Below are 21,147 nucleotides of genomic sequence, written 5' to 3' on the forward strand. Positions count from 1 at the left end.
TGGTATCAATTCAGTACATAAATGAGAAAATGACGTGATGGATATCGTATTTATTGAGCAATTATCAGTCATCACCACGATTGGTGTATATGACTGGGAACAAGATATTGAACAGAAATTGGTGCTCGATATCGAAATGGGATGGGATAACAAACGCGCGTCTATGAGCGATAATGTTGAACATTGCTTAGATTATGCCAAAGTTAGCCAAGCTATCCTTGCTCATGTTGGGAATAATAAATTTGGTTTAGTTGAACGTGTTGCCGAAGAAGTTGCACAATTATTGCTAACACAGTTTGATAGTCCATGGGTTCGCATTAAAGTGGCTAAACCGGGGGCAGTAGCACGCGCTAAACAAGTTGGGGTTGTTATCGAAAGAGGCACGAAAACCGCTTAAATGTTGTCTGGCGGTGTTTAACCGCCAGTTTTGTATCTATTAGGCAACGACAACTATGATTTTTTGTCTCTGTTGCCAATTGCCGACCGCTTCTATACGTTGTCGAGTGAGTTCTTGACGAATTTCAGGGCCTTTAAACCCTTGCTCAACAATAGGTTTGACTTCAACAGCTTGCGCAATAGCAAAAGCTTGCCTGAAATATACCCCTTGTGGGTACGGCTGTTGTTCAAGACCTAACCGACCTCTGGCATCCGCTTCACTGATTAAACTTAGTTGTTCAACACGTTCTGGTTTACGCCAACTATCAAGTCCATCAAAAATCGCAATTAGATCATTAGCATGTAATTTATTGATAACATGGATTTTATCATGATATCGTGCCGCTAGACGAGCTAAGTCACGAGCCGTGGTTGGTACTTTTAATCTTACACAGAGTGTTTCTATTAATGGAATACCTGCTTCACCATGGTTTGGATGGCTTGGCCAAATATCGGGTGGTGTTAGAGCCTTGCCTAAATCATGGCACAATGCGGCAAAGCGAATATCCACATCCTTAGATAAGCGGGAAATCACTTTCATTACCATTAGAGTGTGGATACCTGTATCAATTTCAGGGTGCCATTTTTCAGGGGCAGGAACGCCAAATAGCGCATCAATTTCAGGAAAAAGTACAGCTAAAGCACCGCATTGGCGTAAGACATCAAAATACACCTGTGGGGAATTTGATTTCAGCGCTTTTTCTGTTTCGGTCCAAACTCGCTCGGCGGTGAGATGAGATAATTCCCCTGTAGCGGCCATCGTTTGCATCAAGGCGAGTGTTTCTGGTGCGATAGTAAAACCATGCTCAAAGTAGCGAGCGGCAAAACGAGCAACCCGTAAAACCCGTAAAGGGTCTTCAGAAAATGCATCGGAAACATGGCGTAAAATACGCTTATCGAGATCAATGACACCGTGGAATGGGTCAATAATTTCACCTGACTCATCTTGAGCTATCGCATTAATCGTCAAATCACGACGCAGTAAGTCATCTTCGATAGTGACATCCGGTGCGCTATAGCAGCTAAAACCGGTATAGCCTGCACCAATTTTACGTTCTGTTCGGGCTAAAGCGTATTCTTCATGGGTTTTTGGGTGCAAGAAAACAGGAAAATCTTTTCCGACTTGTTGAAAACCTTGCGATAGCATTGCCTCGGGGGTTGCGCCAACCACCACGTAGTCTCTGTCTGAAATAGGCAGCCTAAGCAGTTGGTCACGTACTGCTCCACCCACGAGATATACTTTCATTCGAATGGCCTCAATTACATCCAGCCGTCATTACGTTTTTTACGACGTGGAATAATGTGCGGTAAAATTAGGCCTAAAATTAAGCCAACACCAGCAACACCACCACCATACATAAACCATTGTAAGATCAATTCGCGACGGCGATCGTCTAAGTTAACTTCTGCAATTTCGAGTTTCTTACCTGACTTGATCAACTCGTTTTTTAATTTTTCATTTTCAGCCTTCAGTTGGCTGACGATATTGTCATTATCAGCGACTTTTTGCTGCATATCAGCCGTTCGTGTATTCCACGTGCTGTCAATATTGTCGAGCTGTTGGCGTAATTTTTGGTTCTCAGCTTCAAGTTCTGGAATTCGGGTTTTCATACTTGGCGTATTGCTGAGTTGGTCAACAGGTAACCAGACCGTTCTGCCTTTTTCATCACGGACTTGTGCGAACTTGTTATCTGTGGAGAGCAATTCAACCGCTTCCCCTGCATTGAGCGTACCTACAATACGATATTTTGTGCCAGGTCCACTATGAACGTATGTGGATAAATCATCTGACACATAACGTTTTTCTGCTGCGTGTGAATTTAAGGAAAGGCCTAGCCCCATGATTGAAATTAATAATAATGGAATTTTTCGCATGGTATTTACAGTCTTTTGATGGTGAGTGAGTTTTATATTATTTGAATATTAATGAGTAAAGTGTATGGGTGCAAACCCTAAACGCAGATGTCTCTACACTCTAAAGGAGAATGAGAACTATCCTAACTGTCTAAATTACCCTTATTTTTACTCTATTTTCAATATAACTCACTGAAAGAAATATGACAGGTAGAATTTTTGATTACCATACAGTTTCTTTTCTCAGCTTAGCTCGATTGGGGTAATATGAGTGAAGTGAAATAATTAAATAAGGATATGTATGAGCCACGTAGAGGTTGAACTCAAACTTGCTGCTAAGAGTTCCGCAATAGAGGCTGTACGACAGTGTTTATCGACATTGTCTCACCAATACAGTGAGCCGACAAAGTTAACTAATATCTACTTTGATACGGCAAACAAGCAGTTACGTCAGTGGGATATGGGCTTACGCATCCGAGGTTGTGATGGGCGTTATGAAATGACCATGAAAACAGCTGGGCAGGCGATTGGTGGTTTACACCAACGGCCTGAATATAATGTTGACATTGATTCGCCAGAACTTGATTTAGCGGCATTACCCGCTGAAATTTGGCCCGAAGGAACTGATATTTCTCAGCTTCAGTCTGAATTAAATATCCTCTTTAGCACCAATTTTACCCGTGAAAAATGGTTAGTGACTTTTGAAGATAGCGAAATAGAAGTAGTTTTTGACCAAGGCGAAATTTCCTCAGGCGCAAAGGATTTGCCTATTCAAGAGTTTGAATTAGAGCTTAAAAAAGGCTTTATTGCTGATGTACTTAATTTAGCAAAGAAATTTGCAGATATCGATGGTCTGCATTTGTCATCACTTAGCAAAGCTGCGCGCGGATATTCATTGTTATCGCCGCTAAAAGAACCATTAACTCGCCCAGATTCGTTGTTTGACTATGAAGAGCAACCTCTCGAAAAGTCATTAACTCATATGCAATTACTTTGCCAGCAGCATGAAGCTTATTGGTTAGCCAATGGCAGCAATGCACGCCAAGGCTTTAGTGAATTTTTACGCTTTGTTCAGGCATTTTTAGTCCATTACCAAAATTCAGCGCCTCACTTTATTCATGACACTCCGCTAGAGCAATTACGTTCGGATATTGCCAATGAAGCGGTTAGTGCTGAGGATTTTTGCTATAGCAGCCAGTGGTTAAAATGTAAATTAGCCTTTATCCAATGGTTAAGTGCTTTAACTTATCAAGAAGCCCATTAAGGTACTGATAACATGCATGCTTTTCCTGAATTATTGCAAAGCCAAGGTGAACGCGTTTTAAGACAATTAGCAGAACAAGCGAATGAATTATTACCGTTAAATGAACAAGAAATTCAAGTGCTTACCTTTAGTGATTTTGTGTTAAAGCAGGTATTGGCACATTCACGGTTTTTACTTGAAATTCGCGCTCAACCACCCAAAGCCGATGAATGGAAAAGTTATGCGTCATGGTTAGCTCAAGACTTGTTATCTGTTAGCAACGAAGATCACTTGATGCAAGTGTTACGCTCATTTCGTCATCATATGTTAGTGCGCTGCGCCTGGATGCAAGTACTGGAAATAAGCACGCAAAAAGAAACGATTTATCAGCTCAGTGTATTGGCAGAAACCTTGGTTGTTGCGGCGCGAGACTGGTTGTATCAAGAATATCGTCAGTCATGGGGAACGCCTTGTAATGCAGAAGGCAAGCCTCAGCCGCTATTGATTTTAGGAATGGGGAAATTAGGGGGCAGAGAGCTCAATTTTTCTTCAGATATTGATCTGATTTTTGCATACCCAGAAAATGGAGTTACTCAAGGTGGCAGAAAAGAGTTAGATAACGCGCAATTTTTTACCCGTTTAGGGCAAAAATTAATTCGCGTACTCGACCAAGTGACTGAGTATGGTTTTGTCTATCGGGTCGATATGCGTTTGCGGCCATTTGGTGATAGCGGGCCGCTGGTTTTTAGCTTTTCCGCGCTTGAGGATTATTACCAAGAACAAGGGCGTGATTGGGAACGCTATGCGATGGTTAAAGCTCGTATTATGGGCGCTGATAGCCTCCATTATGAGGAGTGTTTACGAAAACTTTTGCGTCCTTTCGTTTATCGCCGCTATATTGACTTTAGCGTGATCCAATCCTTACGCAATATGAAAAATATGATTGAGCGGGAGGTTCGGCGCCGTGGTTTGGTCAATAACATCAAATTAGGGGCTGGAGGTATTCGTGAAGTTGAATTTGTTTCACAGGTTTTCCAGTTAATTAGAGGGGGACGGGAACCTGTTTTACAGTCACAATCCTTATTTTCAACGCTACAAGGTATCCGAGAACTCGCATTATTAACCGAAGATCAAGTTAATATTCTGCAAAATAGCTACCTTTTCTTGCGTAGAGCCGAAAATTTACTGCAAAGTATTGATGACCAACAGACACAAACGCTCCCTGAAGAGGCTTTAAACCAAGCGCGTTTAGCGTGGGGAATGGGTTTTGCTGATTGGCCTGCATTTTATCAGGTTTTGAATCAGAAAATGTCGGCAGTGCATCAAATATTTACTGAGCAAATAGGCCAGGAAGATGACACCGAGAACACTGATGCATTTGATGAAATCTACATCACATTATGGCAAAGTGAATTGTCAAAAGAAGAATTAGCCACCTATTTGCCGTCTAAAAATGAAGAGATTGCACAACGTATTATCCACGGCATAGTGATGTTCCGTCATGACCTCAATAAACGCACAATTGGCCCTCGTGGACGGGATGTACTTGATGAATTAATGCCTAAATTATTGGCAAAAGTCGGTGAGCGCGATGATGCAGGGCAAGTCATTGAACGTATCACACCACTGTTATTGAGCATTGTTAGCCGCACAACTTACCTCGAGTTAATGCTTGAATTTGACGAGGTTTTGACGCACGTTATTCGCCTATGTGCGGCTTCACCAATGATAGCAGAGCAGTTAGCCCGTCACCCATTGTTACTTGATGAGTTGCTCGACCCTCAATCGTTATACCAACCTCTACCACTAACCGCTTACCGTGATGAATTGCGCCAATATTTAATGCGCGTTCCTGAAGATGACGAAGAACAACAACTGGAAGCATTACGTCAATTCAAACAAGCCCAGTTATTGCGTATCGCTGCTGAAGATATTTCAGGTGTTTTACCCGTAATGAAAGTTAGTGATCATCTGACTTACCTTGCAGAGGCGATTATTGATGCGGTGGTACACCAAGCATGGCAAAAAATGGTAAAACGTTATGGTGAGCCAGCACATCTAGCGCAAAGTGACAAAAAACAATATGGGTTTGCGGTATTAGGTTATGGAAAGCTAGGCGGCTGGGAATTGGGTTATGGCTCTGACTTAGATCTCGTTTTTCTTTTCGATTGCCCTTTAGATGTGGTTACCAATGGCGAACGCTCCATTGATGCACGCCAATTTTACTTACGTGTTGCTCAGCGTATTATCCATTTGTTTAGTACTCGAACACCTTCAGGCGTGTTGTATGAAGTTGATGCGCGGCTCAGGCCTTCCGGTGAGTCAGGTATGTTAGTCAGTACGATACAATCATTTGATGATTACCAAAAAAATGATGCTTGGACATGGGAGCATCAAGCGCTCATACGAGCCCGAATGGTATTTGGTGATGAGGATTTACAACGGCAATTTATACAGACTCGCCACGAAACTCTGTGTATGCCAAGAGACCCTCACACCTTGCAGCAGCAAGTGCGTGATATGCGCTTGAAAATGCATCAGCACTTAGGAAGCCATCAAGCCAATGAGTTCGATTTAAAAGCCGATCCCGGTGGGATCACTGATATTGAATTTATCGCACAATACTTAGTTTTGCGTTTTGCCACAGAAAATAATGTGTTAACGCGTTGGTCCGATAATGTGCGTATTTTCGAGCTGATGGCGCAATATGGCTTTATGCCAGAAGATGAAGCAAATGCCTTAACTCAAGCGTATGTTACGATGCGTAATGAACTTCATCACTTAGCATTACAATCATTGCCAAGCCGTGTTGAAATGACCCAATTTACTCAACAACGTGAACAAGTTTTAGCGAGTTGGCAAAAATGGCTTGAGGAATAAGGAATAAACGCATTTTATTTAGCTAAATAGCGCAATATGCTAGTATTGTTGCTAATTATTATCAGATTTCCTTTTTAAAACTGGAGTGCAGGATGAAAGTAACTCTTCCGGATTATAAACAAGCCGGTGTGCTGGTGGTTGGTGATGTTATGTTAGACCGTTATTGGCATGGTCCTGCAAACCGTATTTCGCCAGAGGCCCCTGTTCCGGTCGTTAAAGTCACGATGGTAGAAGAGCGTCCCGGTGGTGCAGCTAACGTCGCGATGAACATTGCCTCGTTAGGGGCAAATTCACGTCTTGTCGGGTTAACTGGGATTGATGACGCGGCAAAAGCACTGACTGAAAACTTAAATGCGGTGCAGGTGCGTTGTGATTTTGTCGCTATTCCAACCCATCCAACGATTACTAAATTACGTGTACTTTCACGTAATCAGCAACTTATCCGTCTTGATTTTGAAGAAGGTTTTGACAATGTTGATGTCGCACCTGTGTTGGAACGCATTGAACAGGCGTTACCTCATATTGGTGCTCTGGTGTTATCTGATTACGCGAAAGGGGCGTTAACTCATGTCGAGAAGATGATAGCGCTTGCCAACAAGGCCAATGTTCCCGTCTTGATTGACCCGAAAGGCAACAATTTCGAACGTTACCGCGGGGCAACATTACTAACGCCAAACATGTCTGAGTTTGAAGCGATTGTTGGGCCATGTAAAAACAATCAAGACGTTGAAGAAAAAGGCATGAAGCTGCTTCAGTCATTGGAGCTTAAAGCACTGTTAATTACGCGCTCAGAACAAGGTATGAGCTTAATTCGTCGCGATGAAGCACCATTGCATTTACCGACTCAGGCGCAAGAAGTGTTTGACGTAACAGGAGCCGGGGACACCGTAATCGGCGTACTTGCAGCGTCTATTGCATCTGGCCGCCCATTACATGAATCTTGCGCATTGGCTAATGCCGCAGCAGGCGTGGTCGTGGGTAAATTAGGAACCTCCACGGTTTCGCCAATTGAATTGGAAAATGCCATTCGTGGCCGTGCTGACACCGGGTTTGGTGTGATGAGCGAAAGTGAATTGAAACAAGCCGTTGCGAATGCAAGACAGCGCGGTGAGCGTGTGGTGATGACGAATGGTTGTTTTGATATTCTTCATGCAGGGCATGTGTCGTATTTAGCCAATGCACGTAAATTGGGAGACCGTCTGATTGTAGCTGTAAATAGCGATGCATCGACACGCCGCTTAAAAGGTGAAACACGCCCAGTCAACCCATTAGAACAACGCATGACCGTTTTAGGTGCTTTGGGGGCAGTGGATTGGGTTGTGGCTTTTGAAGAAGACACTCCGCAACGCTTAATCGCAGAAGTGCTGCCAGACATCTTAGTTAAAGGGGGGGATTACCGCCCTGAAGAGATAGCGGGCAGTGCGGAAGTGTGGGCCGCGGGAGGCGAGGTCAAAGTCCTTAACTTTGAAGATGGTATTTCCACAACGAATATCATTAAAAATATTATGAAAACGAGTTAATTTATCATTATTAATTAATTAATTAGTTAGTTAAAAACCTCACGTGGGTATGTAAAAACGCCGTGAGGTTTTTATTTATCTAAAATTAAAGAGGTGTCACTTTTTCAATTTAATTACTCAGCTGTCTTTTCTTCTACATTTAAATGGGCTTCAAGTGCGCTAACGCGTTGTTCCATTTTCGCTAATTTTTCGCGGGTACGTAATAAAACTTGAGTTTGAATATCAAATTCTTCACGGCTGACTAAGTCTAATTTACCGAGCTGTGATTGTAACAGTGAACGCAGTTTTTTATCAAAATCTTCACCTAAATCACGTACGCCTTGCGGTAAAGCGCCTTGAATTTGGCGGGCAACTTGTTCAATTTTTTTCGGATCGAGCATTCGCGGGTCCTTCAGTTAATCAAGATATTATTAAGCGTAGTGTAATACCTCTTTTCGCCTTGTGCTAGCTCGAATTAGTTAGCAAAAAGGCCTCGTTGTATTATCTGTGACGAGAGCAGCTTGCTATTCGTCTAAGGTAGTAAAATTAACCGTGATAACTCTAAGTTTTTATTCATGTTTTTTGACTAAAAGTGTGAGTCATTCGCCAATTTTGATTATCATCGTTGCGAACTTGAATTATTGGCGTTATATTAATTGCGTATATCTCAGGGCGGGGTGAAAGTCCCCACCGGCGGTAAACATGCATCACGCATGAAGCCCGCGAGCGCTTTACCATTTTGTGGTAAAGGTCAGCAGACCCAGTGTGAATCTGGGGCCGACGGTTATAGTCCGGATGGGAGAGAATTAACAGTATCTGCATGTTTGTGCTGTTACGCACAATAGTGTTCTGCATACCTGAATAGGTAAATGCCTGTTGTTGGCTATTTATATATTCACCATTTCTCGTATTCCTAAGACTGCCTTGATTCTGGTAACTAGTTAATAACTATTTAAGAGGTTTTTTACCATGGATCATTCGCTACTTTCTGTATTCGGTAATCCTATCGAGCGTGTTGAAAATGCTATCGAGGCTTTACGCCAAGGTAAGGGTGTTCTTGTTCTTGATGATGAAGATCGTGAGAACGAAGGCGATTTAATTTTTGCTGCAGAAACCATGACTGCGGAACAAATGGCATTTACCATTCGTTATAGCAGTGGGATCGTATGTCTTTGTATCACTGAAGAACGTCGCAAGCAGCTCGAATTACCAATGATGGTGGAAAATAACACCAGCCAAAACCAAACTGGCTTTACGGTAACCATCGAAGCGGCAAAAGGCGTGACTACGGGGGTTTCTGCGGCGGATCGTATCACCACTATTCGTGCTGCTATTGCTGATAATGCAGTTCCTGCTGACCTAAATCACCCTGGCCACGTTTTCCCATTGCGTGGACGTGATGGTGGGGTATTAGCGCGTCGTGGACACACTGAAGCATCTATCGACCTTGCAACTCTAGCGGGTTTCAAACCTGCTGGTGTGCTGTGTGAGTTGACTAATGATGATGGTTCTATGGCTCGCACCCCAGAAGTGGCAGCATTTGGTAAGCAGCATGGTTTGACGGTTGTGACAATTGAAGATTTAGTGCAGTACCGTCTTCAGGTCGAGAAGAAAGCGAGCTGATCCTCATAATATTTTGAGGAAGAGCTCTAGATAGAGATTTTGATAAGTTTAAATATTAATAGGCTAAAATAAGCTAATTTATTTAAATTATTGATAGTACGTTAAGCATATAGAATGTTATTAAGGCCACTGAGTTGCACACCTCGTGGCCTTTTCAATTTTTTTGATGATCATACTCATAATTAGCCCACTGTGTTTTTGACAGGAAAGCGTATGCTGTAGGAAGAAACTAATTGAGTTGGAGTTGAAATCATCATGTCGCTAAATACTTCAGTGGTAAAAAATAAGATCCCTGCCATTTTTATTGGTCATGGTAGCCCCATGAACGCGATTGAGGATAATCCTTATACTCAAACGTGGGAGAAACTCGGTAAAGCTTTACCTCGGCCAAGTGCAATTTTAGTGATTTCAGCCCACTGGTATACGCGTGGAACCGCAGTTACTTCGATGTTAAAACCGAAAACGATTCATGATTTTGGTGGGTTCCCTGAAGCCTTGTACCAAATCGAATATCCTGCCCCTGGTTCTCCTGAATTAGCTCAGCAAGTTGCCTCATTATTAGCCCCTGAGCCAATTTACCTTGATGAACAAGAGTGGGGATTAGACCATGGCACGTGGGAAATTTTGGTACGTATGTATCCAGAAGCCGATATCCCCGTAATCCAATTGAGTATCGATGGTAGCAAGCCTGCTATTTGGCACTATGACCTTGGAAAAAAACTATCCGTTCTAAGGGATGAAGGTGTATTGATTATGGGGAGTGGCAATGTTGTACACAATTTACGAGCGATGAATTGGCAAAATTCACATGCTGAGCCATACCCGTGGGCAATATCTTTTGAGAAATTTGTGTATGACAATCTGAAAAGCCATGAAACGCCACATCCACTAGCTAGCGGATTGGAACGGGAGGATGGCAAATTGTCGAACCCATCACCAGAACATTACTTGCCTATTTTACCTATTTTAGGCACTTGGGATGGTCAAGAAGAGATTAGTACACCGATTGAAGGAATTGTGTCAGCATCGTTAAGTATGTTGTCTATTCAGGTAGGATAAATTTTTCTGCGATAGCTTTGTTTCATAAAAAAGCCCAAATCATATTGCTATGTTTGGGCTTCATTTTTAGCTTTAAGTATGATTAGCCGATGATCGTATGTGGGTAAAAACGTGATAAATCTTGAGTGATCAATTCGTTATCTTCACGAATACAGATCCCCGCAGGTTGATCATTCACCAACCAGCTTCCGACTAAGGTGTAATTACCTTCAAATTGTGGAAGTGGGTGGAACTGTTGAATAATCATGCCTTCTTCGCCGTATGGGCCATCCGCGGCTGCAATTTCTTTACCGTTTTCGATAATACGGATATTAGCACCTTCGCGAGAGAATAGGGGCTTAATAACGTATTTTTCGAGTTCTGGTTGGGTTTTGCCATCTGCAAAATAAGCAGGCAGTAAATTTGGGTGATCTGGGAACATTTCCCATAACATTGGCAATAAAGCTTTATTAGAAATGATGCTCTTCCATGCAGGTTCTAACCAGCGTACACCAGCATCTTGCAATTTAGTCGAGAAAATTTCTCTTAGCATAAATTCCCACGGATATAGCTTGAACAGGTTACTAATCACCTGATCTTGTGTATCCGAAAATTCACCTTTTTCACCTAGACCAATTTCATCGATATATAAGAATTCAGTGGCAATACCGGCTTCATTTGCACAGTCTTGTAAATATTGAACGGTACCGCGATCTTCTTCTGTATCACGGCAACAAGACATATGCAACAAACGGAAACCATACTGATCTTTTAATTGCGTAAAGCGCTCGATCAATTGCTCTTGAATGCTATTAAATTGATCGGCGTTTTCAGGGAGTTTTCCTGCTTCAATTTGATCTTCTAGCCAGATCCATTGGAAAAATGCAGACTCATATAATGAGGTTGGAGTATCCGCATTGTTTTCCAATAGCTTAGGTGGGTTAATACCATCGTAAGCGAGGTCAAGCCTGGAATATAAAGAAGGTTGTTCGCTTTTCCATGAACTGCGAACAAATTCCCAGCAATGCTTAGGGATCTGAAAACGTGCCATTAGCTCATCGCTTTCAACAACACGTTCAACCACTTTTAGGCACATTTGATGCAACTGCTCGGTTGCATCTTCGATTTCTTCAATCTGTGCCATAGTGAATTGGTAATACGCATCTTCTGACCAGTAAGGCTCACCATACATAGTATGAAATTCAAAGCCAAATTCAGAGGCTTTTTCGCGCCAGTTTGGGCGCTCTACTATAGGAACTCGTTTCATTACTTATCAACCACCCATCGAACGGGAAGAAGAGGTTGATTTTGCAGAAGAAGATGAACGTTGTGCCATCGCTTGTTTATTTACGGTGTCACCAAAACCACCACGGGTAACGGTTGAAGTTGTTGGTGGTTTAGGTGCCATGGCTGTTTTCGGTACGCTCATTGAACGACCACCTGCAACTGCAGGGCCATAGCTTTTACCTGATGCATCCACAAACTTACCGTTGGCTGGGCTAGCTGGGTTTTTTGAGCTGAATAATGGTTGTGATGCAGCGCTACCGCCCATCATACGGCCCATCATATAACCCATCATTAATGGCATCCACATGCTACCACCGCTGCTTTGTGCTTGGGCCGTTTGTTCACCATTGGTTGAACTAGTGCCTGCAAGACCTGCTTGAGCTGGAGCTTGAGTACACATTGATTCACCAAACTCAGCAATGCAGTCAGCTTGAGTTTCATATTTAGGTGCAGTTTTAGCCGCTTCTTGTAGAGCATTATTGTAGGCGATGGTGCACTGTTCTGCTTGCGATGGGTTCGCTTGGCTACAATCTTGCGCATTGGTGTACAGTGATACGGTTTCATCGCTTTCTTCACAAGCGGAAAGCATAAATACAGCACTGACCGCAACAGCCACAGGTGCTAAACGGTATGAACGCCAAGACTTACGGAAGGCGCTCTGGTTAATATTTTTGGTACGCTTCATGGTCATGGTAATTACCCTGAATTAAATTAAGTAAGATGTTTTTAGATGTTAGCTCTAGGATAGGGGATAAACGCTGAAAATTAAAGCAGAAATATAGGAGAAATGAGCTGAATTTATCATTTTGATAACTTTCTGCTATTTTTCCCTAATTAGCATGGCGTTTCTTGAAGAGAAAATAATATTTTTATTTTATATCAATATATTAGATGTAGGTTGTTTTTTGCTCTAATGCGTAGTAATAAGAGTGAGAATTCACTGAATTTGTGCCCGTGGCTAATGAAAAGGCGTTATAAACGGTTTAATTAGTACAAATTAGCAATTCTAAGTAGTTTGCAGGATTACCCTCAAAAAATAACCCGCTATGTAAGCGGGTCATTATGTCATTTTCACATGAGCTAAATATTTTAGTTCATTTTTGGCGCATTGGTATTACGGATAATACTACTTGCAGAGGTTGAAATCTCTTTACCTAAATTCGCATTCAGGCGTGCAATATCGTCTTCGTTCAATGTGCCGCGAGCAAATTCGATATTCAGTTGGTTAATCATGTAGTCATAACGCGCATTAGACAGATTCTGCTTCGCTTGGTATAGCGCTGTTGTTGCTGTCAATACGTCAACAATGGTACGTGTTCCTACTTGGTAGCCTGCTTCCATCGCATCTAATGAGCTTTGTGCGGAAACAACAACTTGTTTGTAAGCATTAATACTACTGATTGACGATGCTACGTTATTAAATGATGAGCGAACTAACTGAACCACATTGCGATAAACGCTTTCTAGTTGCTCACTAGCACCTTGGAAACCATATTGTGCTTGTTCGACCTGAGAACTTACTGCACCACCACTATACAGTGGAATGCTTAAATTTAAGCCAATGCTATTTTGGCCGTTGTAGCTATTGCTCGCACTACCGCCATATGGAGTATTATAACCACTGCCGTGTTGGTAACTATTTGTGACTGATGTTGAGGCATCAAGGCTAACCGTTGGCATGTGACCTGTTTCCGCTAAACGGATGTTTTCACGAGAAACGTCTTGTGCTAAACGTGCGCTTAACAGGCTGAGGTTACGCTCTTCCGCTTCTTTTAAGATAGCGTTGATATCGCCCAGTTCATTGGTTTTAAAACGGTCGATATTTAAAGAGGCAAGTTGGTTATAGTACACGCCGCTGACTTGACGCAATTTTTCAATCGCATTTTCTAACTCGTTACGGCCTGCAACTTCTTGTGCTATAACGCTATCATAGTTTGCACGGGCGTTTTGCACGTCAGTAATAGCAACAAGACCAACGTTAAAGCGTTGTGTCACTTGGTCTAATTGGCGATAAACAGCTTCTTTATTCGCTTCAATATAAGATAACGCGTCAATCGCTTTTAATACGTTAAAATACGCAATTGCAGTATCTAAAATTAATTGCTGCTGACTTGTTTGGTAAGTGACATCAGAAATACCCGCTGTTTTTTCTTGGATAGTTAATTGACGCCATTTAGACATATCAAACACAACTTGGGTTAGTTTCAGTGAAGCATTTAAACCTGTGCTTTCAGTGTTTCTTGCATCACGGTAACCGCTTCCGTAGCTAGCTCCTGCACCTAAACCTAATTGTGGCAATAATGGGCTACGAGATTCATTAATTTTTTCAAAAGCTTGATTACGTTCTGCTAATGATTTTCTTAACTCAGGGTTACTTTCTTTGGATTTTTGGTAAACCTGTAGTAAATCTTCTGCGTAGCTATTGGTACTGAGACCCACAAAACTCATCGAAATTAAAAGGGGAAGCAGTTTCTTCATTTTGATTCCTTGATTAAACAGCAAATTAAGTTGAGTCTGTTGCCTAAAACGTACCATGCCTAACTAGGCGATAGATATTAAATTATCCGTTTTAGAGACAGTTATTAAAAACAGACACTACGTTGCTCTTAGATTTGAATAATGGCGCTTATTGTAACAGAGTATCACTTCTATTAACGGTAGCCTTTTGTGCCATTTTGTCTCAATTTATTAAACATTACCTCATCTGAGGTTAAAAAACCTTAAAAACTGTTTTAATCCACAATTATTTCCTTAAGATGGAATAATTGGGTTTGGAGAATGCAATGACAAAACAAATAAAGCAGCCAATTAAATATGGCAAGAATGATGTTGAAATTATATCCAAGCGTAAATTATTTAACGGTTTTTTTCAAATGGTTGAATATCAATTTCGACATCGTCTTTTCGCGGGCGGATGGAGTAAAGAAATTCGCCGTGAAGTTTTTGAACGTGGTCACGCAGGTGTGGTTTTACCCTATGACCCGAAAACGAATAGTGTTGTTTTAATTGAACAAATTCGGTTACCTGCGATCGAAACTAGCGAAACACCTTGGCTGCTTGAAGCAGTTGCTGGAATGATAGAGCCAAACGAATCGCCCGAAGAGGTTATTCGTCGTGAAGCCGTTGAGGAAGCTGGGCTTATTATTGGTCGTACTGAAAAAGCAGTAAGTTATCTTTCTAGCCCGGGTGGTACGACTGAACGTATGCATGTATTTATCGGTGAAGTCGATAGCAGCCAAGCGAAAGGGGTGCATGGGCTAGCGTCAGAAAATGAAGATATTTGTGTGCATGTGGTTAGCCGAGAACAAGCTTATCAATGGGTTGAAGATGGCACAATTGATAATGCAGCAACCGTTATTGCTATTCAGTGGTTACAGCTCAACCAGCAAAAACTTTATGAAAAGTGGATGAAACAGTTTTAAATAACGATTAATCTGGTGAAGTGTGTGCTGATTATCAGAAAGTTAGAAAGTAAAGTTTTAAGATAGTTATAAGTGTGTTTAGCTTTTATATAGTTTTAATGAATAGATTAGGTACTAAATAATATTTAAGGAAAGGAATACTTTTGGACAGCCAGCTTGAAGTGACTGCGAAGAACTCTAAAATTGTGAGAATTTTACAGGTTACTGATACGCATCTTTTTGCTAATACAGAAAATACGCTTTTAGGGGTAAATACTTACCGTAGCTATCAGGCGGTACTTGATGCTATCACAGAGCAAAATCTTCCAATTGATTTAATTGTTGCGACAGGGGATCTGGTTCAAGACCAATCACCACAAGCTTATCAGCATTTTGCGGATGGTATTGCGCGTATTCCTGCCCCTTGTGTATGGCTTCCTGGTAATCATGATTACCCACCTGCTATGGTAGAAACACTGCGAGTTGCTGGGATTTCAAGTGCTAAACAAATTTTAATTGGCGATGAATGGCAAATTCTGATGCTTGATAGCCAACTTCAAGATGTACCTCATGGTGAGCTTTCTGAACAACAATTGGAATGGATGAAAGCCAGCTTAGATGCTGAACCTGAACGTACCACATTGATTATGCTGCATCACCATCCTCTAGCTTCGGGTTGTACTTGGCTTGATCAGCACAGTTTGAGAAATTCACATATTTTAGCTGACTACTTAAAAAACTACCCAAATGTTAAAGCGATGCTATGTGGCCATATTCACCAAGAAATGGATGAAAACTGGCACGGGATTCGGTTATTAGCTACGCCTTCTACTTGCGTACAATTTAAACCTCACTGTACTAATTTTGCCCTTGATACTGTCGCGCCGGGTTGGCGATATTTAGAATTAAGCATTAATGAGCAAAGTCAAAGGCATATTACAACCCACGTTCACCGTTTAGACACAAGAGAGTTTAGCCCTGACCTTGACTCTGACGGTTATTAATTCGCTTATGTCTACTCTACTTTATATTCATGGTTTTAATAGCTCACCTCAATCCGCTAAAGCTAATAACTTAAAGCAATGGATTGACGAGAATTATCCACATATTAATATGCTTGTACCGCAATTGCCGAACTACCCTCAGCAAGCTCAAGCGATGTTGGATGATATTATCCAACAGCACCAGCATGAAAAAATGGGGCTAGTTGGGTCTTCACTAGGCGGTTATTTTTCGATTTGGTTTTCAGAGCGTTATCAGCTCCCAGCTGTCGTTGTAAACCCTGCAGTGCGTCCTTTTGATTTACTGCAAGATTACTTAGGCGACAATACAAACCCATATACTCATGAACAATATGTGTTGGAAGAAAAGCATATCCATGAGCTAAAATCCTTATACATTGAAAGACTCGCATCTCCTCATCTTATCTGGCTATTACAGCAAATGGGCGATGAAGTACTTGATTATCGAGAGGCAGTTGCCTATCTTTCAAAGTGCAAACAAACTGTGGAACCTGACGGTAATCATGCCTTTATTGGTTTTGAAGCTTACTTTTCTCAAATTGTTGATTTCCTTCAATTGGCAGAGAAATAGTGTCAAAACGTATGAACACTGTTATTATCAACAGTAACTCACTGATTGAATAGTTCAATTAATCACCTATTACCGCAGAATGACAACATGACTCAATCTAGTTATAACGCAGAGGCCATTGAAGTCCTCAGTGGTTTAGAGCCTGTTCGCCGTCGTCCGGGGATGTATACCGACACCAGTCGACCGAACCATCTGGCTCAAGAAGTAATTGATAATAGCGTCGATGAAGCGCTTGCGGGGCACGCGAGCCACATCGAAGTTATTTTACATGCCGATCAATCCCTTGAAGTAATCGACGATGGGCGCGGTATGCCTGTCGATATCCACCCTGAAATGAAAGTGTCAGCTGTTGAGCTGATTCTAGGGCAATTACATGCAGGGGGAAAATTCTCCAATAAAAACTACCAATTCTCAGGTGGTTTGCATGGTGTCGGGATTTCTGTCGTCAATGCGTTATCAAAACGTATTGAAGTTACTGTTCGTCGTGATAGCCAAGTGTATCAAATTGCTTTTGAGAACGGCGACAAGGTTGAAGATTTGCATGTAATAGGGACTTGTGGCAAACGTAACACAGGTACTAGCGTGCATTTTTGGCCAGATGGCAGCTATTTTGATAGTCCAAAGTTTTCAGTAACTCGTTTAACTCATAACTTAAAAGCTAAAGCCGTTTTATGCCCTGGCGTGAAAATCACGTTTAAGGATAAGCTCAACAATACAGAGCAAAGCTGGTGCTACAGTGACGGGTTGACCGATTACCTAATGGAGTCAATTGACGGCCTTGAAGCGTTACCGCCAAAACCGTTTACAGGCGAATTTTCCGGGGAAACTGAAGCCGCACAATGGGCGTTGCTCTGGTTGCCTGAAGGCGGGGAATTACTAACAGAAAGTTATGTCAACCTTATCCCAACAGCGCTAGGTGGGACCCATGTTAATGGTTTACGCCAAGGGTTGCTTGATGCAATGCGTGAGTTTTGTGAATTCCGTAATATATTGCCTCGTGGTGTTAAGCTCTCCGCTGATGACATTTGGGAGCGCTGCACTTATGTGCTTTCCGTTAAAATGCAAGACCCACAATTTGCAGGGCAAACGAAAGAACGTCTGTCTTCGCGTCAATGTGCTGCGTTTGTTTCGGGTGTGGTAAAAGATGCTTTCAGTTTATGGCTTAACCAGAACGTGCAAGTGGCTGAACAACTCGCAGAAATGGCAATTTCTAGCGCGCAACGTCGAATGCGTGCAGCGAAAAAAGTGGTGCGTAAAAAACTCACCAGTGGCCCTGCATTACCGGGTAAATTAGCCGATTGTAGCTCCCAAGACCTGAGTATGACGGAATTGTTCCTTGTAGAAGGGGACTCCGCGGGAGGGTCTGCAAAACAAGCTCGTGACCGCGAATATCAAGCTATCATGCCGTTGCGCGGTAAAATCCTCAATACATGGGAAGTGTCTTCTGATGAAGTTTTAGCTTCCCAAGAGGTACATGACATCTCTGTTGCTATTGGGATAGACCCCGATAGCGAAGACCTTAGCCAATTGCGCTATGGGAAAATTTGTATCCTTGCGGATGCGGACTCCGATGGCTTGCACATTGCTACACTGCTATGTGCATTATTTGTCCGTCATTTCCCAACATTAGTAAAAGCAGGGCATGTCTATATGGCAATGCCACCGTTATATCGTATCGATTTAGGTAAAGAAACGTTTTACGCCCTTGATGAAAGCGAAAAAAATGCTGTGCTTGAACGTCTTAGCCGCAAGCGCGGTAAACCCAATGTTCAACGTTTTAAAGGGTTGGGTGAAATGAACCCACTGCAATTACGTGAAACGACATTAGATCCAAATACTCGTCGTCTTGTACAGCTAATTATCGATGATGAAAACTACCAAGAAACACTTGCTGTCATGGATATGCTTCTTGCTAAAAAACGCTCTGAAGATCGCCGTAATTGGCTGCAAGAAAAAGGCGATATGGCTGAAATTGATGTCTAATATTCGAATTGCGATGAGAAAGGAACGAATTGAATGAGTGAAATTACTCATGATGGTGTAGAGCGTTTACCGCTGCATGCCTTCACTGAAAATGCCTATCTGAACTATTCGATGTACGTCATCATGGATAGGGCATTACCATTTATTGGCGATGGGCTTAAACCTGTTCAGCGCCGTATTGTGTATGCGATGTCAGAACTTGGCTTAAGCAACACTGCGAAATACAAAAAGTCCGCCAGAACGGTGGGCGATGTTCTCGGTAAATATCACCCACATGGTGATAGCGCTTGTTATGAAGCGATGGTGTTGATGGCGCAGCCATTTTCTTACCGCTACCCGCTGGTGGATGGCCAAGGGAACTGGGGGGCACCCGATGACCCTAAATCATTCGCAGCAATGCGTTATACAGAATCACGTTTATCAAAATATGCTGAAATTTTACTCAGCGAACTTGGCCATGGCACAGTTGATTGGGTACCAAACTTTGATGGTACGCTAAACGAGCCAAAAATGTTGCCGGCACGTTTACCGAATATTCTGCTAAACGGTACAACGGGAATTGCGGTTGGGATGGCGACAGATATTCCACCCCATAACGCCCGAGAAGTGGCTCAAGCGTTGGTTGCTTTACTGGATAAACCGACACTAAATCTTGATGACATCATGGCATTTGTACCGGGGCCTGATTATCCAACTGAAGCAGAAATTATTTCTTCCCGTGATGATATCCGTAAAATTTATCAAAATGGGCGCGGTTCTGTACGCATGCGTGCTGTGTGGGAAAAAGAAGATGGTAATGCGGTTATCACGGCTCTACCTCATCAAGTTTCTGGGGCGAAAGTCTTAGAACAAATTGCCAGCCAAATGCGTGCAAAAAAATTGCCGATGGTTGAAGATTTACGTGATGAATCAAACCACGAAAACCCAACTCGTTTAGTGATTGTTCCGCGCAGTAATCGTGTTGATCTTGAACAAGTCATGACACACTTATTTGCGACAACAGATTTAGAGCGTAGTTACCGTGTTAACCTAAATATGATTGGTTTAGATAACCGACCAGCGGTAAAAGGGCTTGTTGAGATCTTAAATGAATGGATTGCTTACCGTCGTCAAACCGTACGTAATCGCTTAAATCATCGGTTAGAAAAAGTATTAAGACGTTTACATATTTTAGATGGTTTATTAATTGCCTATCTGAATATTGATGAAGTCATTGAAATTATTCGTACAGAAGATGAACCGAAAGCGGTTTTAATGTCACGTTTTAATATCAGTGATACCCAAGCTGAAGCTATTTTAGAGCTAAAATTACGCCATTTAGCCAAGCTTGAAGAAATGAAGATTCGTGGCGAGCAAGATGAGTTGGCTAAAGAACGCGATGATTTACAAGCGATTCTCGGGTCTGAAAGACGTTTAAATACGTTGATTAAAAAAGAGATTCAATCTGACGCCAAAGATTACGGTGATGACCGTCGCTCCCCGTTGCATGAGCGGGAAGAAGCGAAAGCAATGAGCGAGCATGAAATTTTACCGTCAGAACCGATTACCGTTGTGCTTTCTGATATGGGATGGGTGCGTAGTGCTAAAGGGCATGATATCGAACCGACTAACCTAAATTATAAAGCAGGAGATGGTTTTAAAGGAGCAGCACGAGGCAAGTCAAACCAAGCGGCGGTGTTCCTTGATACGACAGGGCGCAGCTATTCTGTGGACCCACTGGAATTACCTTCAGCGCGTAGTCAAGGTGAGCCTCTAACGGGTAAATTAACTCTGCCTCCAGGTGCGACCATTGAGCATGTATTAATGGCGCCTGACGAACAGAAATATTTAATGGCTTCTGATGCAGGTTACGGTTTTATTTGTACCTTTAATGATTTAGTCACTAAAAATAAAACAGGTAAGGCCTTAATCTCCTTACCTGAAAATGCCAAAGTATTAGCACCAATTGAACTGCATAATGAGCAGGAAGATTTGCTATTGGCAATTACCAAGGCAGGGCGTATGTTGATATTCCCTGTAGCGGATTTACCTCAACTTTCAAAAGGTAAAGGTAATAAAATTATCAATATTGCTGGCGCGCAAGCGGCAACGGGTGATGATTTATTGACTTGGTTGATGATCTTGCCTGTGGGGGCATCAATGACCTTGCATTTTGGTAAGCGGAAACTGAAATTTAAAGCAGAAGATTTGCAAAAATACCGTTCAGAACGTGGCCGTAAAGGGACGTCATTACCGCGTGGAATGCACAATATTGAGCGTATTGATATTGAGCCAGTAGATACTGAATAATTAACAAAAACAAACCTTATAA

General features: G+C 42.2%; 17 protein-coding genes and 1 riboswitch. Of the genes, 11 read left to right on the plus strand and 6 right to left on the minus strand.

The window, feature by feature from the left end:
* Positions 1–37 precede the first annotated feature (37 nt).
* Positions 38–397, plus strand: a complete 360-nt coding sequence (gene folB / locus PR683_RS12870; RefSeq protein WP_004908569.1) for a bifunctional dihydroneopterin aldolase/7,8-dihydroneopterin epimerase — start codon at positions 38–40, stop codon at positions 395–397.
* A gap of 39 nt (positions 398–436) precedes the next feature.
* On the opposite strand, the gene PR683_RS12875 is transcribed toward folB, so the two are convergent.
* Positions 437–1,681, minus strand: coding sequence for a multifunctional CCA addition/repair protein (locus tag PR683_RS12875; RefSeq protein WP_272581809.1), 1,245 nt, complete (start codon positions 1,679–1,681; stop codon positions 437–439).
* A gap of 14 nt (positions 1,682–1,695) precedes the next feature.
* Positions 1,696–2,310 carry a TIGR04211 family SH3 domain-containing protein gene (locus tag PR683_RS12880; RefSeq protein WP_036958005.1) on the minus strand — a complete coding sequence of 205 codons (615 nt, stop codon included), beginning with the start codon at positions 2,308–2,310 and terminating at the stop codon, positions 1,696–1,698.
* Positions 2,311–2,590: 280 nt separating this feature from the next.
* On the opposite strand from PR683_RS12880, the gene PR683_RS12885 reads away from it, so the two are divergent.
* The 3 genes from PR683_RS12885 to hldE all read left to right on the plus strand — a co-directional run bounded on the left by PR683_RS12885 (position 2,591) and on the right by hldE (position 7,932).
* On the plus strand, positions 2,591–3,553 hold the full coding sequence (locus PR683_RS12885; RefSeq protein WP_117162530.1) for a CYTH domain-containing protein: 963 nt from the start codon (positions 2,591–2,593) through the stop codon (positions 3,551–3,553).
* 12 nt (positions 3,554–3,565) lie between these two features.
* Complete coding sequence (glnE, locus tag PR683_RS12890) at positions 3,566–6,412, plus strand: bifunctional [glutamate--ammonia ligase]-adenylyl-L-tyrosine phosphorylase/[glutamate--ammonia-ligase] adenylyltransferase (RefSeq protein ID WP_117162529.1); 2,847 nt, start codon at positions 3,566–3,568, stop codon at positions 6,410–6,412.
* A 92-nt stretch (positions 6,413–6,504) separates the two neighbouring features.
* On the plus strand, positions 6,505–7,932 hold the full coding sequence (gene hldE / locus PR683_RS12895; RefSeq protein WP_004908578.1) for a bifunctional D-glycero-beta-D-manno-heptose-7-phosphate kinase/D-glycero-beta-D-manno-heptose 1-phosphate adenylyltransferase HldE: 1,428 nt from the start codon (positions 6,505–6,507) through the stop codon (positions 7,930–7,932).
* Between the two features lie 113 nt (positions 7,933–8,045).
* On the opposite strand, the gene ubiK is transcribed toward hldE, so the two are convergent.
* On the minus strand, positions 8,046–8,312 hold the full coding sequence (gene ubiK, locus PR683_RS12900) for a ubiquinone biosynthesis accessory factor UbiK (RefSeq protein WP_004257742.1): 267 nt from the start codon (positions 8,310–8,312) through the stop codon (positions 8,046–8,048).
* Between the two features lie 258 nt (positions 8,313–8,570).
* Positions 8,571–8,722: riboswitch (FMN riboswitch) on the plus strand.
* A 158-nt stretch (positions 8,723–8,880) separates the two neighbouring features.
* Here ubiK and ribB point away from each other — a divergent pair.
* Together ribB and ygiD are read left to right on the plus strand one after the other, a co-directional pair.
* The gene (gene ribB / locus PR683_RS12905) at positions 8,881–9,534 is read left to right on the plus strand and encodes a 3,4-dihydroxy-2-butanone-4-phosphate synthase (protein WP_004908582.1); all 654 of its coding nucleotides are present in this window, start codon (positions 8,881–8,883) and stop codon (positions 9,532–9,534) included.
* Positions 9,535–9,789: 255 nt separating this feature from the next.
* Positions 9,790–10,593 carry a 4,5-DOPA dioxygenase extradiol gene (gene ygiD / locus PR683_RS12910; RefSeq protein WP_004908585.1) on the plus strand — a complete coding sequence of 268 codons (804 nt, stop codon included), beginning with the start codon at positions 9,790–9,792 and terminating at the stop codon, positions 10,591–10,593.
* A gap of 82 nt (positions 10,594–10,675) precedes the next feature.
* On the opposite strand, the gene PR683_RS12915 is transcribed toward ygiD, so the two are convergent.
* The 3 genes from PR683_RS12915 to tolC all read right to left on the minus strand — a co-directional run bounded on the left by PR683_RS12915 (position 10,676) and on the right by tolC (position 14,337).
* Positions 10,676–11,839, minus strand: a complete 1,164-nt coding sequence (locus PR683_RS12915) for a glutathionylspermidine synthase family protein (protein ID WP_272517663.1) — start codon at positions 11,837–11,839, stop codon at positions 10,676–10,678.
* Positions 11,840–11,845: 6 nt separating this feature from the next.
* Entirely contained in the window at positions 11,846–12,550 is a 705-nt protein-coding gene (locus PR683_RS12920) for a DUF1190 family protein (RefSeq protein ID WP_042851529.1), read from the minus strand.
* A gap of 398 nt (positions 12,551–12,948) precedes the next feature.
* Positions 12,949–14,337, minus strand: a complete 1,389-nt coding sequence (gene tolC / locus PR683_RS12925) for an outer membrane channel protein TolC (protein ID WP_042851530.1) — start codon at positions 14,335–14,337, stop codon at positions 12,949–12,951.
* Between the two features lie 305 nt (positions 14,338–14,642).
* Here tolC and nudF point away from each other — a divergent pair, with 305 nt between their 5' ends.
* The 5 genes from nudF to parC all read left to right on the plus strand — a co-directional run bounded on the left by nudF (position 14,643) and on the right by parC (position 21,125).
* The gene (nudF, locus tag PR683_RS12930; RefSeq protein ID WP_004908597.1) at positions 14,643–15,281 is read left to right on the plus strand and encodes an ADP-ribose diphosphatase; all 639 of its coding nucleotides are present in this window, start codon (positions 14,643–14,645) and stop codon (positions 15,279–15,281) included.
* Positions 15,282–15,424: 143 nt separating this feature from the next.
* On the plus strand, positions 15,425–16,264 hold the full coding sequence (cpdA, locus tag PR683_RS12935; RefSeq protein WP_109911776.1) for a 3',5'-cyclic-AMP phosphodiesterase: 840 nt from the start codon (positions 15,425–15,427) through the stop codon (positions 16,262–16,264).
* A gap of 7 nt (positions 16,265–16,271) precedes the next feature.
* The gene (gene yqiA, locus PR683_RS12940; protein ID WP_004908603.1) at positions 16,272–16,853 is read left to right on the plus strand and encodes an esterase YqiA; all 582 of its coding nucleotides are present in this window, start codon (positions 16,272–16,274) and stop codon (positions 16,851–16,853) included.
* An 87-nt stretch (positions 16,854–16,940) separates the two neighbouring features.
* Positions 16,941–18,836, plus strand: a complete 1,896-nt coding sequence (gene parE / locus PR683_RS12945; protein ID WP_004908605.1) for a DNA topoisomerase IV subunit B — start codon at positions 16,941–16,943, stop codon at positions 18,834–18,836.
* A gap of 33 nt (positions 18,837–18,869) precedes the next feature.
* Positions 18,870–21,125 carry a DNA topoisomerase IV subunit A gene (gene parC, locus PR683_RS12950; protein WP_004908608.1) on the plus strand — a complete coding sequence of 752 codons (2,256 nt, stop codon included), beginning with the start codon at positions 18,870–18,872 and terminating at the stop codon, positions 21,123–21,125.
* The last annotated feature ends 22 nt before the right edge of the window (positions 21,126–21,147 follow it).

It is taken from the genome of Providencia sp. PROV269, from assembly GCF_028477785.1.
Taxonomy (GTDB): Bacteria; Pseudomonadota; Gammaproteobacteria; order Enterobacterales; family Enterobacteriaceae; genus Providencia; species Providencia rettgeri.

Coding starts and splice junctions, on each gene's coding strand:
- folB (WP_004908569.1), top strand. CDS start 38: ATGGATATCGTATTTATTGAGCAATTATCAGTCATCACCACGATTGGT.
- PR683_RS12875 (WP_272581809.1), bottom strand. CDS start 1,681: ATGAAAGTATATCTCGTGGGTGGAGCAGTACGTGACCAACTGCTTAGG.
- PR683_RS12880 (WP_036958005.1), bottom strand. CDS start 2,310: ATGCGAAAAATTCCATTATTATTAATTTCAATCATGGGGCTAGGCCTT.
- PR683_RS12885 (WP_117162530.1), top strand. CDS start 2,591: ATGAGCCACGTAGAGGTTGAACTCAAACTTGCTGCTAAGAGTTCCGCA.
- glnE (WP_117162529.1), top strand. CDS start 3,566: ATGCATGCTTTTCCTGAATTATTGCAAAGCCAAGGTGAACGCGTTTTA.
- hldE (WP_004908578.1), top strand. CDS start 6,505: ATGAAAGTAACTCTTCCGGATTATAAACAAGCCGGTGTGCTGGTGGTT.
- ubiK (WP_004257742.1), bottom strand. CDS start 8,312: ATGCTCGATCCGAAAAAAATTGAACAAGTTGCCCGCCAAATTCAAGGC.
- ribB (WP_004908582.1), top strand. CDS start 8,881: ATGGATCATTCGCTACTTTCTGTATTCGGTAATCCTATCGAGCGTGTT.
- ygiD (WP_004908585.1), top strand. CDS start 9,790: ATGTCGCTAAATACTTCAGTGGTAAAAAATAAGATCCCTGCCATTTTT.
- PR683_RS12915 (WP_272517663.1), bottom strand. CDS start 11,839: ATGAAACGAGTTCCTATAGTAGAGCGCCCAAACTGGCGCGAAAAAGCC.
- PR683_RS12920 (WP_042851529.1), bottom strand. CDS start 12,550: ATGACCATGAAGCGTACCAAAAATATTAACCAGAGCGCCTTCCGTAAG.
- tolC (WP_042851530.1), bottom strand. CDS start 14,337: ATGAAGAAACTGCTTCCCCTTTTAATTTCGATGAGTTTTGTGGGTCTC.
- nudF (WP_004908597.1), top strand. CDS start 14,643: ATGACAAAACAAATAAAGCAGCCAATTAAATATGGCAAGAATGATGTT.
- yqiA (WP_004908603.1), top strand. CDS start 16,272: ATGTCTACTCTACTTTATATTCATGGTTTTAATAGCTCACCTCAATCC.
- parE (WP_004908605.1), top strand. CDS start 16,941: ATGACTCAATCTAGTTATAACGCAGAGGCCATTGAAGTCCTCAGTGGT.
- parC (WP_004908608.1), top strand. CDS start 18,870: ATGAGTGAAATTACTCATGATGGTGTAGAGCGTTTACCGCTGCATGCC.